The organism is Ruegeria sp. CG4 (assembly GCF_056537185.1).
The window spans coordinates 38,889-52,624 of record NZ_JBQFRB010000001.1; the positions used below are offsets into that span (position 1 = coordinate 38,889).

General features: G+C 58.8%; 17 protein-coding genes and 1 tRNA gene. 10 read left to right on the plus strand and 8 right to left on the minus strand.

Going from position 1 to position 13,736, the window contains the following annotated elements:
- Positions 1–78 precede the first annotated feature (78 nt).
- On the plus strand, positions 79–549 hold the full coding sequence (gene nrdR / locus ACR0J2_RS00185) for a transcriptional regulator NrdR (RefSeq protein WP_039525240.1): 471 nt from the start codon (positions 79–81) through the stop codon (positions 547–549).
- Complete coding sequence (gene ribD, locus ACR0J2_RS00190) at positions 546–1,646, plus strand: bifunctional diaminohydroxyphosphoribosylaminopyrimidine deaminase/5-amino-6-(5-phosphoribosylamino)uracil reductase RibD (RefSeq protein WP_480811338.1); 1,101 nt, start codon at positions 546–548, stop codon at positions 1,644–1,646. The genes nrdR and ribD overlap by 4 nt, the downstream gene beginning before the upstream one ends.
- On the opposite strand, the gene ACR0J2_RS00195 is transcribed toward ribD, so the two are convergent.
- The 3 genes from ACR0J2_RS00195 to ACR0J2_RS00205 all read right to left on the minus strand — a co-directional run bounded on the left by ACR0J2_RS00195 (position 1,643) and on the right by ACR0J2_RS00205 (position 6,162).
- Positions 1,643–3,649 carry a capsular polysaccharide biosynthesis protein gene (locus ACR0J2_RS00195; RefSeq protein ID WP_480811339.1) on the minus strand — a complete coding sequence of 669 codons (2,007 nt, stop codon included), beginning with the start codon at positions 3,647–3,649 and terminating at the stop codon, positions 1,643–1,645. The genes ribD and ACR0J2_RS00195 overlap by 4 nt on opposite strands.
- A 3-nt stretch (positions 3,650–3,652) precedes the next feature.
- Positions 3,653–4,786: a polysaccharide biosynthesis/export family protein gene (locus ACR0J2_RS00200; RefSeq protein ID WP_170616605.1), complete on the minus strand. Its 1,134-nt coding sequence runs from the start codon at positions 4,784–4,786 to the stop codon at positions 3,653–3,655.
- An 80-nt stretch (positions 4,787–4,866) separates the two neighbouring features.
- Positions 4,867–6,162 carry a capsule biosynthesis protein gene (locus ACR0J2_RS00205; protein WP_480811340.1) on the minus strand — a complete coding sequence of 432 codons (1,296 nt, stop codon included), beginning with the start codon at positions 6,160–6,162 and terminating at the stop codon, positions 4,867–4,869.
- A 141-nt stretch (positions 6,163–6,303) separates the two neighbouring features.
- Here ACR0J2_RS00205 and ACR0J2_RS00210 point away from each other — a divergent pair, with 141 nt between their 5' ends.
- The 5 genes from ACR0J2_RS00210 (at position 6,304) to ACR0J2_RS00230 (ending at position 9,526) form a co-directional block, all read left to right on the plus strand.
- Positions 6,304–6,891 (plus strand): riboflavin synthase, encoded by a 588-nt coding sequence (locus tag ACR0J2_RS00210; RefSeq protein WP_480811341.1) that lies wholly within the window; start codon positions 6,304–6,306, stop codon positions 6,889–6,891.
- A gap of 115 nt (positions 6,892–7,006) precedes the next feature.
- Positions 7,007–8,128 (plus strand): 3,4-dihydroxy-2-butanone-4-phosphate synthase, encoded by a 1,122-nt coding sequence (gene ribB / locus ACR0J2_RS00215; RefSeq protein ID WP_480811342.1) that lies wholly within the window; start codon positions 7,007–7,009, stop codon positions 8,126–8,128.
- Between the two features lie 2 nt (positions 8,129–8,130).
- Positions 8,131–8,682, plus strand: a complete 552-nt coding sequence (locus ACR0J2_RS00220) for a 6,7-dimethyl-8-ribityllumazine synthase (protein ID WP_480811343.1) — start codon at positions 8,131–8,133, stop codon at positions 8,680–8,682.
- Positions 8,679–9,161, plus strand: coding sequence for a transcription antitermination factor NusB (nusB, locus tag ACR0J2_RS00225; RefSeq protein WP_170616592.1), 483 nt, complete (start codon positions 8,679–8,681; stop codon positions 9,159–9,161). The genes ACR0J2_RS00220 and nusB overlap by 4 nt, the downstream gene beginning before the upstream one ends.
- A 59-nt stretch (positions 9,162–9,220) precedes the next feature.
- The gene (locus ACR0J2_RS00230) at positions 9,221–9,526 is read left to right on the plus strand and encodes a hypothetical protein (RefSeq protein ID WP_170616590.1); all 306 of its coding nucleotides are present in this window, start codon (positions 9,221–9,223) and stop codon (positions 9,524–9,526) included.
- Positions 9,527–9,741: 215 nt separating this feature from the next.
- Here the strand turns inward: ACR0J2_RS00230 and ACR0J2_RS00235 are convergent, their stop codons facing one another.
- Entirely contained in the window at positions 9,742–10,167 is a 426-nt protein-coding gene (locus ACR0J2_RS00235; RefSeq protein WP_480811344.1) for an SRPBCC family protein, read from the minus strand.
- Positions 10,164–10,484 (minus strand): metalloregulator ArsR/SmtB family transcription factor, encoded by a 321-nt coding sequence (locus ACR0J2_RS00240; RefSeq protein ID WP_170677591.1) that lies wholly within the window; start codon positions 10,482–10,484, stop codon positions 10,164–10,166. The genes ACR0J2_RS00235 and ACR0J2_RS00240 overlap by 4 nt, the downstream gene beginning before the upstream one ends.
- A 113-nt stretch (positions 10,485–10,597) precedes the next feature.
- Between ACR0J2_RS00240 and ACR0J2_RS00245 the strand changes: the two genes are divergently transcribed.
- Positions 10,598–11,029: an MmcB family DNA repair protein gene (locus tag ACR0J2_RS00245; RefSeq protein WP_170619748.1), complete on the plus strand. Its 432-nt coding sequence runs from the start codon at positions 10,598–10,600 to the stop codon at positions 11,027–11,029.
- A gap of 4 nt (positions 11,030–11,033) precedes the next feature.
- Here the strand turns inward: ACR0J2_RS00245 and ACR0J2_RS00250 are convergent, their stop codons facing one another.
- Entirely contained in the window at positions 11,034–11,222 is a 189-nt protein-coding gene (locus ACR0J2_RS00250) for a DUF6324 family protein (RefSeq protein WP_170616580.1), read from the minus strand.
- Between the two features lie 77 nt (positions 11,223–11,299).
- Between ACR0J2_RS00250 and ACR0J2_RS00255 the strand changes: the two genes are divergently transcribed.
- Positions 11,300–11,782, plus strand: a complete 483-nt coding sequence (locus ACR0J2_RS00255) for an N-acetyltransferase family protein (protein ID WP_480811345.1) — start codon at positions 11,300–11,302, stop codon at positions 11,780–11,782.
- 47 nt (positions 11,783–11,829) lie between these two features.
- Positions 11,830–11,906, plus strand: a tRNA-His gene (locus tag ACR0J2_RS00260).
- 113 nt (positions 11,907–12,019) lie between these two features.
- Here ACR0J2_RS00260 and ACR0J2_RS00265 read toward each other — a convergent pair.
- On the minus strand, positions 12,020–12,826 hold the full coding sequence (locus ACR0J2_RS00265; RefSeq protein ID WP_170677588.1) for an ABC transporter permease: 807 nt from the start codon (positions 12,824–12,826) through the stop codon (positions 12,020–12,022).
- Positions 12,823–13,710: an ABC transporter permease gene (locus tag ACR0J2_RS00270; RefSeq protein ID WP_170677586.1), complete on the minus strand. Its 888-nt coding sequence runs from the start codon at positions 13,708–13,710 to the stop codon at positions 12,823–12,825. Before ACR0J2_RS00270 ends, ACR0J2_RS00265 begins: the two co-directional genes overlap by 4 nt.
- Between the last annotated feature and the right edge of the window lie 26 nt (positions 13,711–13,736).

The window sequence follows — 13,736 nt, forward strand, 5'->3', positions numbered from 1 at the left end:
GCGGCTGGCCTATAGTTGTGGATAAGTAAGCCGCAGCGCTTACAAAAAGAGGCGGAACAAGGGACGAGGAGACGGCGGATGCGCTGCCCGTTTTGCGGAAATATCGATACTCAGGTCAAGGATTCACGCCCGGCAGAGGATCACGTCGCGATCCGCAGGCGGCGGTTCTGTCCGGCCTGTGGCGGACGCTTTACCACCTATGAACGGGTGCAGTTGCGCGATCTTGTGGTGATCAAGACCAACGGCAAGCGCGAGGATTTTGACCGGGATAAACTGGAGCGTTCGATCCGGATCTCGATGCAGAAACGCCCCATCGATCCGGACCGGATCGATCAGATGATCTCGGGTATCGTGCGGCGCCTGGAAAGCATGGGCGACACGGATATCCCGTCCAACAAAATTGGTGAAATCGTCATGGAAGCGCTGGCCCGGATTGATACGGTGGCGTATGTTCGCTTTGCGAGCGTTTACAAGAATTTCCAGGCGGCCGATGATTTCGAGGAGTTTGTCCACGAACTGCGTCCGCCGCAGCCTTCGACGGACGAGTGAGCGAAACAGATAAGCGATATATGGCGCTGGCTTTATCCTTGGGTCAGCGCGGGCAAGGCACGTGTTGGCCCAACCCTTCCGTAGGTTGTGTCATCGTGCGTGATGGCCGGATCGTCGGTCGCGGGTGGACGCAGCCGGGCGGGCGCCCTCATGCCGAGACCGAAGCCCTGAAACAGGCCGGAGATGCCGCGCGGGGCGCAACCGCCTATGTTTCGCTGGAGCCCTGTGCACATCATGGTAAAACACCCCCTTGCGCGCAGGCCTTGATTGACGCCGGTGTGGCGCGGGTCGTTTCGGCCATCGAAGACAGCGACCCGCGTGTGGCCGGGCAGGGCCTGGCCATGCTGCGTGAGGCCGGTATCAAAGTGACAACCGGCGTGCTGGATGAACATGCGGCCAAGGCCCATGCGGGTTTTTTTCTGAAGACCGAACAGGGTCGCCCATTTGTAACTTTGAAACTGGCCAGCAGTTTTGACGGGCGGATTGCAACGTCCAGCGGTCATAGCCAGTGGATTACTGGACCCGAAGCGCGGCGTCTGGTCCACGCCATGCGGGCGCATCACGACGCGGTACTGATCGGCGCAGGCACCGCGCGTGCGGATGACCCATCCCTGACAGTGCGTGATCTGGGCATTGCCTCACAGCCGGTTCGGGTCGTTGTATCGCGCCATCTGGACCTGCCGCTGATGGGGCAGCTTGCGCGCACGGCCTCTGACGTTCCTGTCTGGATATGTCACGGCCCGCATCCGGATCCGGATCGTGCCAATGCCTGGCAGGGCATGGGCGCGCGCCTGATCCCGTGTGCATTGCAGGAACACCACATTGATCCGGCGGACCTGTTGCAGCAGCTTGGACATGCCGGCCTGACACGTATCTTTTGCGAAGGCGGTTCCGCTCTGGCCGCGTCGTTACTGGCGGCGGATCTGGTCGATGAACTGGTCGGGTTCAGTGCCGGGCTGACCATCGGTGCGGAAGGCCTGTCTGCGATTGGGGCGCTGGGTCTTGATAAACTGAACGAAGCGCCTCGGTTCGACCTGATCGAAACACGCGCTGTTGGCGGCGATATTTTGCATCGCTGGTCGCGGGCCTTGCGCTAGCGCCCGCGCCACAGGTGAGCATGGGTTGCGAATGCACCCTGAAGCTTTGACAGCAGACGATTCAAAGGCCCGTGTGGAGCATCAAACCCCTCGGCCAGTCGTTGCAGTACGACCTCAACCGGGCAGGGCTGGCCCGTTTTCGGATCAAGATAGCGGGGGTAGTCGATAAGGACCGCATGAACCAGGCCCGACAGACTGGGTCGCGCGCCTCGCCGGGCGGGAACTGTGCCCAGATCCTGCGTCAAACCCCATCCTGCATAGAACGGCGCGCCGAGCGTTGTCACCGGGACACCACGCAAAAGGGCCTCGAACCCCATGAGTGACGTCATGGTCCAGACCTCATGTACCTGTGGCAACAGAATGCCCGGGTTTGTGTGCGGAACAATGAAATCTGCCAGACCTTCGGCTTCGATTGCGCCTTCCCGAAGACCCGCCTCGACATCTGGATGAGGTTTGTAAATCAGGATCGCGTTCGGGTTTGCTTCACGCGCAGCCCTTAGCAGGTCCAAATTCGAGCGCACGGTTCCACAACCTAGCAGGATGGAGGCGTCGTCCTCGACCTGACCCGGGATCAGGATGCGGTGCCCGACCGGCAATTCGGGCGGGTGGGTGCCGGTATTGTATTTGCTCAGACTGTTCGAATTGATTTGGGTAACCAGCCGCTCGGCCCGGAGCGCCTGATCGGGCCTCAGGTTTTCCCGGACCGTGATCAGGTTTTCCAGTTGGCTGGGGCGCGTCGGGTCATAGTAAATTCCCAGATCGTCCGTCACCAGTGACAGCGGAGGCACAAGATTGGCGCCCAGCCCCCGTGATCGCAAAAACCCGTCTTCAACCCTGGTAACCCCGTCCAGATCCCGCGCCTGATTGGCCCACACCATATGAGGCCGTTGCGAAGCGCCAGGAGGATCGGCAGTGAAACGGATTTTGCGCTGTTGGCCGAACATCCGCTGCAGGTGTGGTCGTTTCCAAAGCCGCATGCCCGATGCGGTCCAGCCCGCATGATCCTGCCGCCAGGCGTGTGACTGCGCCTCAAGCGTGTTTAACAGGGTCTCAAGCTCGCACAACTGGTCGCGGTACGGATCGTACCATGTTGGATAAAGCAGCATCGCAGCGGCGAACAATTGCGCGCGGGTCAGGTTTCTCTGGCGTCTTGCAAGAGGTGCTTCATCCCGAGTGAGCCCCCATCCGGCGTAAAAGGGTTGCCCGAACACCCTGGGCTTGTGGCCGGCGAGAATGGCTTCGAACCCCAATTGTGAAGACAGCGTGTAAACCCCAATCGCGCCTTCCAGCAGGGTCCATGGGCTGACCGGATCATTGAAAAACCGCACCCTGTCAGACAGGTCCTGATCGGTAAAGTGGCCGGGCCGGTGCCCTGACTGCGTTTCCGGATGTGTCTTTATCAGGATTTCGGCACCCGGGTTTTCCTCTTGCGCGATGACCAGCATCTCGCGGAAGCGGGCCGTGTCCCCCTTGCTGGCAGTTACGGCGGCGTCGCCCATGGTCTGGTCGACAACCAGAACATAGCCGGGGTCCGGGGCTTGGATGTTTGGATCAAAGGCTGAATACTTGCTCAGGTGCAGTTCCTGCATTCGCGCCATCGCGCCGCGCGCACGGTCCAGCAGGGCCGTGTCGTCCAGCGGATGTCTGGCCAGCAGGGTTTCCAGATCCGACGGTTGATCAGGGTCGAAGTGCAGACCTGAACGGTCCAGCAGCAAACCCAACGGCGGTTCGCCTGAGCGCCCCGGGTGCAAGGACCGAAGAAAGGCATCCTCGACCCGCAATGCCGGTGTCTGGTGCTTCGACGCGATCTTCAGCCCGCGATGCGCGGTTGGGCTGTTGCCCCAGACACCAACCAGATCACCGGGCTTCGGCAGGCCCAGACGAATATCAAACCCGGCCAGAGACAGTATCCGCCAGATGCGCCGTGATGTGAGAAACCCGCCGTTGTAGACAAACAGCCGGGTGCGTTCAGCCCCGGCTGCGGTGTCCTCTTGCGGCAACATACATCAGTAGCCGGTCAGTGTTGCGACATTGGCGATCGGGGTCAGGCCACCCGCAATCAACGAAATAGACTTACTCCATTGCGCATAGGGCGCTTCGGTCACGTAAATCGTGTCATCGTCACGGATCACGAAGTCCCGCGCAATGAACAGGCCGTTCGGGGCCGTCAGATTAAGCAGATAGATCAACCTTTGATCCCCTTGCAGATCTGCCCGGCCCATCACATTGCGCGCCACATCCTGACGTTCTTTGCGAAGAACGAAGATGCCGGTAGGGTCCGACGACAGCGACTGAAGACCGCCAACCTGCGCCAGGGCTTCCAGCGCGGACAGGTCCTGACTGTCAAATGCAACGCGGGATTGTCCTCCGGTTGCACCCAGCGCAATATAGGAGCGGCTGTCTTCTTCAACCAGAATGCGGTCGCCACCGCGCAGGGCGACGTCCAGCTTGGGGTTGCGGAACAGATCATCGTACCAGATGGTCCCGCGCTGATCGCCACGGATCAACGTGACCAGTGCAATGTCGGACGAGACGGTGACGCCTCCGGCCTGCGCCAGCATCCCGGATAATGAGCGGGTCGGGCGCTGGATCGCGTAGATCCCCGGTGCGCCAATGGTTCCGGTCAGGGACACGGTCGAGCCGTCACCGGCAGCACGACGAACTTCGACCTGCGGATCCGGGGTCTGGTCCTGCAGTTTGCTGGTGATCAGGGTGCGCAACTCTTCCGGTGTGTTGCCGGCAGCCCGCAAACGACCGGCGTAGGGAACAAAGATGAAGCCTTCGCTGTCGACCTGAACTTCGTCGAGTGTCGTGGCCGGTCCCGTCTCGCTGGCCAACAAGCCGTCATCCACGTTTTCCCAGATTGTCAGCCCCAGAACATCGCCGGGGCGAACGGTGTCTGCGGTCAGGTTCGGGGCAGTGCTGAAGGCGGCCGAGAAGCCGTATTGGGGCACGGCAGATGTTGCCTTGGCGACGCGGTCATCTACTTCCACGACAAATGCATTCCCGCCATTCTGCACAGAACCTGCAAGGATTTCAGATTTGTTCGGGCCGGATTTGGGAAGCTGGCACGCAGCCAGAAAGCCGCAAGCCGCCACGAGAGTTACCCCCCGTATCCACCGGATTGGAAAGCGCTTCACTGCCGATATACCTCAATTGTCTTTCTTTCTGCGCAGGCTACCCGCAATGTGGTGTGACTTCCAGAAACAACCGTCCAGATTCACTGAACGATTCTCAACTGTGGCGTCAGCGCCGCTTTGCCTGACAGAACTGTCTGATATGGATCTTGCGGCCGCAACATCATGTCGACAGCCCGTCGCAACAATTGCCGCCGCCCCCGGCGTGAATAGAACCCACCGGGCACCTGGCTGGTTTCCAGAAGAAACCGGCGATAGATCCGATAGGCGCCGCTGTCAGGGGCGACCGGGTTCGCGAAGAAAGCAGTCAGGGCCTGCCCGGACACGAATTCGGGTTTGTCATAGACGGACTTGCCGAAAATTCGCAGGGGAATGCCGCGCCATAACACTTGCTGGCCGGCGGTAGAATTGATCGTGACCGCAGAATTCGCGTCATCCAGAAGTCCGGCAAGCTTGCCACCAGGAACATAGTAGACGCGATCGTCAATCCCGTACCGGGCCGACAGTTCACGTACGCGTCGCCGCAATGGTTCGCGATGATTTTCCAGCGGATGTTCCTTGATCACCAGCCGATGATGTCTTGGCGCGCCCTTTGCGAAACCTTCGAGAATTTGATCCAGAAAATCGCTCATGCAGGAATACCCGGAATGCGCCTGTACCGAGCTGTCATGACCCAGTTGCAGCAGGACCATGTGATAGGGGTGACCGCCCAGCCGAACGCGGGTCGTTGCCCAGATCCGCTGTAGGCGGTGAAATGGCATCAGGGACAAACGTTTGAAGTACAATCGAAATTCCTTCGATACCGGCAAGTCCCGATGAGGTCTAAAATTGCGATAGCGGCGGTTCAGGAACAGTACAAACCAGTGATACAGGGCACCGTAAAAGATATGTTGCCTCATATCGCCCCAATGGGACGGTGGTGGTGATTGCGTATCCGACTGGGCCAGGGCCTGCTGCATCTGGTCAACGTTCAGGTCCATCAGCCGGGAATTTCCGTTCGAGCCCGTGCGTTCATATGTGACCCACCAGGGGCGCAGATAGCCTTCTTCGAACACGTGGACGGTGATGCCCCTTTTCCTTGCGATTTCGACCGCCTGAGCATGGATCGGACGCGTGTCGCCATACAGCACAATGTCTGTGACATCGCGGCCGTTGATCAGCCCGGTCAGGGTTTCCGGCCACTGCTCTGGCTTGTCCAGGAACGGAATGTAGGTTGTGCGATCGAACCAGAACGCGTGGTCGCCGGCATTGAAGCCGACACGCCAGACCTGGGCGCCGGATGCGCGCAACATGCGCCCAAGGGCGTTGAAAAACGGGCCATGAGGTCCCTGCAGAAACAGGAACACACGGCGATCCGGGGCATGGGGCAGGTGGGTCATCGGGACTGCTGTATTCGTATTAATTGTCAAAACTATGCCCGTTTGGCGATTTCCCGGCAAGCCGGGGCTTGCCCGGGAAGCCGCTTGGGCTTACCTCGGCTGTGGAAGCGAGACACAGGTTAGGAACTGAGGGTTAACAGAATGTTCACAGGGATTGTCACCGATGTTGGCACTGTCACCGAGCTGGAACAGCAAGGCGATCTGCGGGCCCGGATCAGCACCGGCTATGATACTGCGAGCATCGATCTTGGCGCTTCGATTGCCAGCGACGGGGTCTGCCTGACCGTTATCGCGCTGGGCGATGACTGGTACGATGTGCAGATCAGTGCTGAAACCGTGTCAAAAACCAACCTCGACGCCTGGCAGGTTGGCAAGCGTGTCAACCTTGAACGCGCCTTGAAGGTTGGAGACGAACTGGGCGGGCATATCGTCTCGGGCCACGTGGACGGGGTCGCTGAGGTGGTTGGCATTGAAGACGAGGGCGACAGCACCCGTGTCACACTGCGCGCACCCGAGCATTTGGCCAAGTTCATTGCGCCCAAGGGATCGGTTGCTCTGAACGGCACCTCGCTGACTGTCAACGCGGTGGAAGTTTGCGACTTTGGGATCAACTTCATCCCGCACACCAAGGAGGTCACGACCTGGGGTGATGTTCGAATGGGCGACCGCGTCAATCTCGAGATCGACACGTTGGCCCGATATGTTGCGCGGCTGGCGGAAATGTCCTGAACTTTAAGGCCCAACAACGCCGCGTTCTAGTCCGCTGACGCCGCATGTGGTCTGGCCTTTGGGCGAATGGTGGTCTATCCAGCCGCTCATACGTGCTCTTGCGAAAGGCTGCCCCATGAGCTTTGAAACCCCCGGCCCGGTCGAGGCCCAGTTGCGTGACGCGATAAGTCCGATCGAAGAAATCATCGATGAGGCGCGCAAAGGCCGGATGTATATTCTGGTCGATCACGAAGATCGCGAGAACGAAGGCGATCTGGTCATCGCCGCCGAATTCGCGGATGCCGAGGCAATCAATTTCATGGCCACCCACGGGCGCGGCCTGATCTGCCTGCCGATGACCGCCGAACGGGTCGACGCGCTGGGCCTGCCGATGATGGCGGTGAACAACTCGTCCCGGCATGAAACCGCCTTCACCGTGTCGATCGAGGCGCGTGAAGGTGTATCAACCGGTATTTCCGCAGCTGACCGCGCACTAACTGTGTCGACCGCAATCAATGAGCAGAACACGATGGCGCAAATCGCCACTCCCGGTCACATCTTCCCGCTGCGGGCCAAGCGGGGCGGGGTGCTGGTGCGTGCCGGTCATACCGAGGCTGCCGTGGACATTTCGCGTCTGGCGGGGCTGAACCCCTCGGGCGTGATCTGCGAGATCATGAAACCGGACGGCACCATGGCACGCCTGCCTGATCTAGTCGCCTTTGCTAAAGAGCACAACATGAAGATCGGTACGATCAGCGATCTGATCGCGTACCGGTCACGCAATGACAACCTGGTGGTCGAAACCTCACGCGAAATGGTGATGTCGGAATATGGCGGCGAGTGGGAGATGCGCCTGTTCACGGACCAGACCCACGGTATTGAACATGTGGTCATGACCAAGGGCGACGTTACCACGCCCGAGCCTGTCCTGACCCGAACCCACGCCCTGCACGAAGCGCCGGACATCCTGGGCCTAGGTCCGAAATCGTCGCGGGAACTGCCCCGCGCGATGGAAAAAATCGCCGAGGAAGGGCGTGGGGTCGTGTGCCTGTTCCGCCAGCCGCGCAACTCGCTGTATGCGGCCGAGGACGAAGGCCCGCGCACCATCAAGCAAACCGGTCTGGGCGCTCAGATTCTGTCCAAAATGGGCGTTCAGCAACTGGTGTTGCTGACGGACTCGCCGGAAACCGTTTATCTGGGGCTCGATGCGTTTGGCCTGTCCATCGTCGGCACCCGCTCCATACTCAAGGATGACTGATCGTGGCTGAACAAGACAAACATGGCGTTCTGCCGACGCCGACATTCGATGAACCGGTGAAACTGCTGATCGTGGCCGCGCCTTTCTATCGCGCGATTGCCGACAACCTGATCGCCGGAGCCAAGGCCGAGATCAAAGCGGCAGGTGGCACTTGCGAGGTTGTCGAGGTGCCCGGTGCGCTGGAAATCCCAACCGCCATCGCCATGGCCGATCGTCAGTGCAATTATGACGGCTATGTCGCGCTGGGCTGTGTTATCCGCGGTGAGACCACGCATTACGAAACGGTATGCAACGATTCCAGCCGGGCCATTCAGCTCATGGGTTTGCAGGGCTTGTGCATCGGTAACGGTATCCTGACTGTCGAGAATGACGATCAGGCAGAAGTCCGCGCAAACCCTGAAAAGATGAATAAAGGTGGCGGAGCGGCCGCTGCGGCCTTGCATCTGATCGCGCTCAGCCGTAAGTGGGGCTCTTCCAAAAAGGGCGTCGGCTTCAAGCCGCCGTCCGAGTCCATCCTTGTGGCGGGCGACAGCAACGGACCCACGACAGCATGACCCAGACAGACGCGCCGAAACCGGCCAACCAGAAACGCTTGATGAAATCCGCCGCCCGGCTTTACGCTGTGCAGGCGTTGTTCCAGATGGAGCAGTCGGGACAAACGACCGAACAGGTTGTTAATGAGTTTCTGGATCACCGGTTTGGCGCAGTTTACGAGGGCGAAGAAATGCTGGATGGCGACATCAGCGTTTTTCGAAAGCTCGTGGATGATGCCGTGAACTATCAGGCGCCGATCGACCAGATGACCGATCGCGCATTGGTCGCGAAATGGCCCATCGCGCGCATCGACCCAACTTTGCGTGCAACCTTCCGCGCCGCAGGCGCCGAACTGACCCAAAGCGACACGCCGCCCAAAGTGGTAATCACCGAATTCGTCGATGTAGCACGGGCCTTTTTCCCGGAAGGCAAGGAGCCGAAATTCGTGAACGCCGTTCTGGATCACATGGCGCGTGAGGCCAAGCCCGAGGCGTTCTGACGCCTTTACCGGCGACCGACAAGCGCTAGACTGAATGTCAGAGCGCAAGGAGGCCCGCCATGCCCAAACTGATACGGTTGTACATCACTCAGGTTGCCTGGGGATTTGTCATCTCGGCGGCTTTCGTTACGGTGCTTTTGGTTTTCAACGTCGCCAATCTGCGCAATCTGATCACCGGGTCGGAACTTGGCCTGATTGCATTGCTGATGATCTGGTTCATGAATGGAATCGTTTTTGCCGGGGTGCAATTTGCCTATGCCGTCATGAGCATGGCGGAAAAGCCGCAGGGGCCACGCCGGGGAACCCCGGTTGTCCACAAATTTGAACCCGCCTTGGTGAAGCAGGAAACTGGCGCAGAGCGCTGATTTTTTAGCGGAAAATGTGGCGGGACCACCAGTCAACCGTGCGGTGTGATTCCCGAGGACCTGTATGTACAGGTGGGCGCCGGGTAATCAGGCCAGGACCTGAACAGAGCCAGCCCCCTCGGAATTGCTTAAGGCCACCAGAATGCTACCAGTCACAAGAAGGGCAGAACCCGCCACGCGCCTAAGTAGGGGTTGCAGCGGGTTTGCACAAGGGGTCAGGCATCAACTGTTTCGTGCAATGCGGTGCGCATCTTGCCGAAATGTTCATCCCAACCGTTATCCAGCGCCAGGATCAGGCCGAAGGCCTCGGCGCCCTGTGGCAGGCCTTCGTGCAGCAGGCCAAGCTTCGTGCCCCCGGCAACGGGTTCCAGGGTCCATTTTACAACACTGACGGCGTCTCCCATCGGCTTCACGGTGAACGTGTATTCAAGGTATTCGAAAGGGTGTGCCTTTTTGACTTCACCCCAGATCAGCAGATCGCCGCTGGTGGTTCCAAACATCTCCAGCTTGCCGCCCTCGGTCAGGGGGTGTTTGGGTTTGTGAAACCACTCTGCCAAGCGGTCAGGGTCGGTCAGATAAGCCCAAACCGTTTCAGGTTCGGCACGCAGGAAGATTGTCTTTTGCAAAACAGCATTGGTCATTTCTTTTTCCTTTCAATAGCTTCCTTCAGATTGTTCAGGCGCTCATCCCAGAACTGATCAAAATAGCTGAACCAGTCCAGAACGGGTGCCATGCCTTGGGGTTCCAGGCGGTTGATGCGCTCTCGCCCGCGAGCCTCGACCGTAATCAGACCGCCATCGGACAGAACGGTCAGGTGTTTCTTGACGGCAGCTCGGGTCATGTCGAACCGGTCCGTCAACTGGCCTATCGTCAGATCCTCCGATGCCAGCATTCTTACAATGTCTCTGCGGGTAGGGTCGGCCAGCGCCCTGAATGCAAATTGTGTTTGTGTGTTCATTGGTCACCTCAAAGAGATACCGATTGGTATCACTTTTTTATGATACTGAATGGTATTATGTCAACATGTTTGAGGGGCTTGATATTTGTTCATGAATTGTTCACATATTTTGAATGACACTGGAAATGCAGCCCGGCCAGAAACTGGCCCGCGGGGTTTCACGCCACCTTCTGACCCACGGGTATGTTTCAATTGAAGAATTTGTTCCCGCTCGTGGATTGCGGGTGGACGTGATGGGGCTTGGCCCCAAGGGCGAGCTTTGGGTTGTGGAATGCAAATCCAGTTGGGTGGACTATCAGTCAGATTCCAAGTGGCACGGCTACCTGGAGTGGTGCGACCGGTTCTTTTGGGCCGTCGATACCGAATTCCCGACTGAGATGCTGCCGCCGGAAACCGGCCTGATCATTGCCGATGCCTATGATGCAGAAATCGTCCGAATGGCGCCAGAGGACAAGGTTGCCCCGGCGCGGAGAAAAAAGATGATCCAGAAATTTGCCATGGACAGCGCCCGCAGGCTGCACGCTTTTCGCGACCCCAGGCTGTAAAGGCTCAGCCCTGAACCGCGCGGGCAGCCTGTGCTGCGGCCAGAATTTCTTCCGCGATTTCTTCAGCTTCTTCCGGGTCAAAATCCATCGGAATCTCGACGCCATCGGCTTCGATGAACAGGCGGACCATGCCGTGATCGGTCGGACCGATCTGCAGGTTGGCCTGAATGTCGCGTTCGGTATTGATGCCCATAAGTGCCTCCGGGACTGAGCATTCGTGCTAGCGCGCAAAGGGTTGAGAATCAAGTCGCCTTTGCGGTCAGATGGCATATGGAAAATGCGCTTCTCAGACCGTTTCGTTGCGACGATGCATCGTGGCTGGTTGACCAGCACGACCGTCTCTACACGCGCGACGAAGGCTTTGACCACACATTTGCGCCGCTTGTTGCCAGTATTCTGGACGCATTTACCGCATCGCATGATCCGGCCAGGGAACGCGGCTGGATTGTTGAACAGGCGGGCGAAAGGCTGGGAAGTATTTTCTGCGTGTCGCTGGACCGTGACACGGCAAAGCTGCGGCTGTTCCTGCTTGTGCCGCAGGCAAGAGGGCAGGGGCTGGGCAAACGGCTACTGGACACCTGCACGAGCTTTGCGCGCACTGCCGGTTACAAGGAAATGGTCTTATGGACGCATGAAAGCCACAAGGCCGCGTGCGCGCTTTACAAGGCGCACGGTTGGCAGCTGACGGGCAGCAAACCGGTGCATTCATTCGGCGTCGATCTGGTTGAACAAAGCTGGAGAATTCAGCTTTAATCCTCTTGCAATCCCGCTGCGCGTTCGGTACATCGCCCCTCACGAGTGCCGCCTTAGCTCAGTTGGTTAGAGCGCTGGATTGTGGATCCAGAGGTCCCCTGTTCAAGCCAGGGAGGCGGTACCACTTCTCCCTATTTTCTCAGGTACGGATTTTCGCAACCTAACCCGCATCGGGCTAGGGCAAATAGACGTTCGGGCCTAGTTGTCCAGACCCGGTCATTGATTCAAAAGCGTTTGTTAACGCGCCAGATTCAGGCGAAGCCGCATTTTGGACCGTTTGGCCTGCGGCAGGTGCCGGTTCAGGTGCTTGTTCACCCTGCCGAAACCCCAGACGATCACCAGTGTCAGCAGGATGAAATAAAAGGCCAGAATCGGATAGGGGACAAATGGGTTGAACGTTTTGTCAGCAAAATAGCTGGCGTAGTACAACGCGTCTCCGCGTTGTTGCCAGGCCGGAAAGGCCGAGAAAAACACCAGCGTGGTTGCGTGGAACAAAAAGATCGCCTCGTTTGTGTAGGCAGGCCATGCTAGGCGCAGCATTGTAGGCCAGACAACGCGGCGGAAACGGGACCACCCGGTCAGACCGTAGGCGTCGGCCGCCTCGATATCGCCCTTTGGGATCGAGCGCAGGGCGCCATAGAAGATTTCGCCCGTATAGGCGGCCGTGTTCAGGAACAGAACGATCAACGCCCCAAGCCATGCCGAGGTCAATGCGTCGAACATGGGGTAGGATTTCTTCAGCGACAGGAAGAAGAAATAGGCAAAGAAGAACTGGATGAACAGCGGCGATCCCCGGAAGATGAAGATGAACCATTCAGACGGTTTGCGCAGCCATTTGTTGGCGGACGACTTGCCGACGGCCAGCGCGGTGGCCAGAAAGAACCCGGTCGCCAGCGCCATCAGGCCGAAATAGACGTTCCAGATCATCCCCGATCCGATCAGGGTGAACTGTTCGCACAAGGTAAAATCGTTGCGCGGCAGCAGGCGCTCGCCGAGGCCGATGGAACGCAGGGCATAGTCCTGGATGGTTTGCAGGCAGCTCATGCGGTGGTCTCCTTGCGCAGCAATTCTCCGCCGGATGTTGCCTGACCGTGCGACAGTCGCCGCATCAGTCGTTCAAGCCCGATTTCGGATACTCGGGTCATGCCCAGATAGAAAAGCAGGAGGAACAGGAAATACCACATGCGCCAGTCACCATGCGGGTATTGCGTGAATTTCGACGTCTTGGTGCCACCCAGTTCACGCGCCCAGTAGACGATATCCTCAATCCCCAGCAGGAACAGCAGGGGCGTGGCCTTGATCAGCACCATCCACAGGTTCGACAATCCGGGCAGGGCATAGACCCACATTTGCGGAACAAGCACGCGCCAGAAGGTCTGGCGGCGGGTCATGCCATAGGCCTCGGCGGTCTCAAGCTGGGCGTGCGGCACGGCGCGCATCCCCCCAAACAGAACGTTGGCGGCGAATGCACCGAATACGATCGAGAATGTGATGATGGCCAGAAAGAACCCATAGGTTTCATGCACCCATTCCGGCGAAGTGCCCAACGGCAGCTTGGCGGCCTGACAGACGATGAAATCATTGCCCTGTCGAATCGGATCGGTCCAGTCGGGGCAGAGGACCTTGTGGCGGGTCCATTCGAACGCCTGATCCAGTGCAATCACGAAGAACAGGAAAAACGCGATGTCGGGTACGCCTCGAACGATGGCGATATACCCCTTGCCCAGCCAGCTGAGCGGTGGGAAATGTGACCGGGCGGCCATGGCTCCCGCGAAACCAAAGCTCAGCGCGACAGGGGCGGTGACAGCCAGAAGGGCCAGTACCTTGACGAACGAAAGATAAAACGACCAATGCACGCCATTGGTCAGATAGCAGGAAAACCAGCGGAAAGTGCCGAGCGTGTCGGGATCGGTACAGTAGGAGAACATAAGGCGTCTTTCGAACGTCGGATCCG

Excerpts from the sequence above, each read along its gene's own strand:
- nrdR (WP_039525240.1), top strand. The coding sequence starts at position 79 with ATGCGCTGCCCGTTTTGCGGAAATATCGATACTCAGGTCAAGGATTCA.
- ACR0J2_RS00195 (WP_480811339.1), bottom strand. The coding sequence starts at position 3,649 with ATGTTGCCGCAAGAGGACACCGCAGCCGGGGCTGAACGCACCCGGCTG.
- ACR0J2_RS00205 (WP_480811340.1), bottom strand. The coding sequence starts at position 6,162 with ATGACCCACCTGCCCCATGCCCCGGATCGCCGTGTGTTCCTGTTTCTG.
- ACR0J2_RS00210 (WP_480811341.1), top strand. The coding sequence starts at position 6,304 with ATGTTCACAGGGATTGTCACCGATGTTGGCACTGTCACCGAGCTGGAA.
- ribB (WP_480811342.1), top strand. The coding sequence starts at position 7,007 with ATGAGCTTTGAAACCCCCGGCCCGGTCGAGGCCCAGTTGCGTGACGCG.
- nusB (WP_170616592.1), top strand. The coding sequence starts at position 8,679 with ATGACCCAGACAGACGCGCCGAAACCGGCCAACCAGAAACGCTTGATG.
- ACR0J2_RS00230 (WP_170616590.1), top strand. The coding sequence starts at position 9,221 with ATGCCCAAACTGATACGGTTGTACATCACTCAGGTTGCCTGGGGATTT.
- ACR0J2_RS00235 (WP_480811344.1), bottom strand. The coding sequence starts at position 10,167 with ATGACCAATGCTGTTTTGCAAAAGACAATCTTCCTGCGTGCCGAACCT.
- ACR0J2_RS00240 (WP_170677591.1), bottom strand. The coding sequence starts at position 10,484 with ATGAACACACAAACACAATTTGCATTCAGGGCGCTGGCCGACCCTACC.
- ACR0J2_RS00245 (WP_170619748.1), top strand. The coding sequence starts at position 10,598 with ATGACACTGGAAATGCAGCCCGGCCAGAAACTGGCCCGCGGGGTTTCA.
- ACR0J2_RS00250 (WP_170616580.1), bottom strand. The coding sequence starts at position 11,222 with ATGGGCATCAATACCGAACGCGACATTCAGGCCAACCTGCAGATCGGT.
- ACR0J2_RS00255 (WP_480811345.1), top strand. The coding sequence starts at position 11,300 with ATGGAAAATGCGCTTCTCAGACCGTTTCGTTGCGACGATGCATCGTGG.
- ACR0J2_RS00265 (WP_170677588.1), bottom strand. The coding sequence starts at position 12,826 with ATGAGCTGCCTGCAAACCATCCAGGACTATGCCCTGCGTTCCATCGGC.
- ACR0J2_RS00270 (WP_170677586.1), bottom strand. The coding sequence starts at position 13,710 with ATGTTCTCCTACTGTACCGATCCCGACACGCTCGGCACTTTCCGCTGG.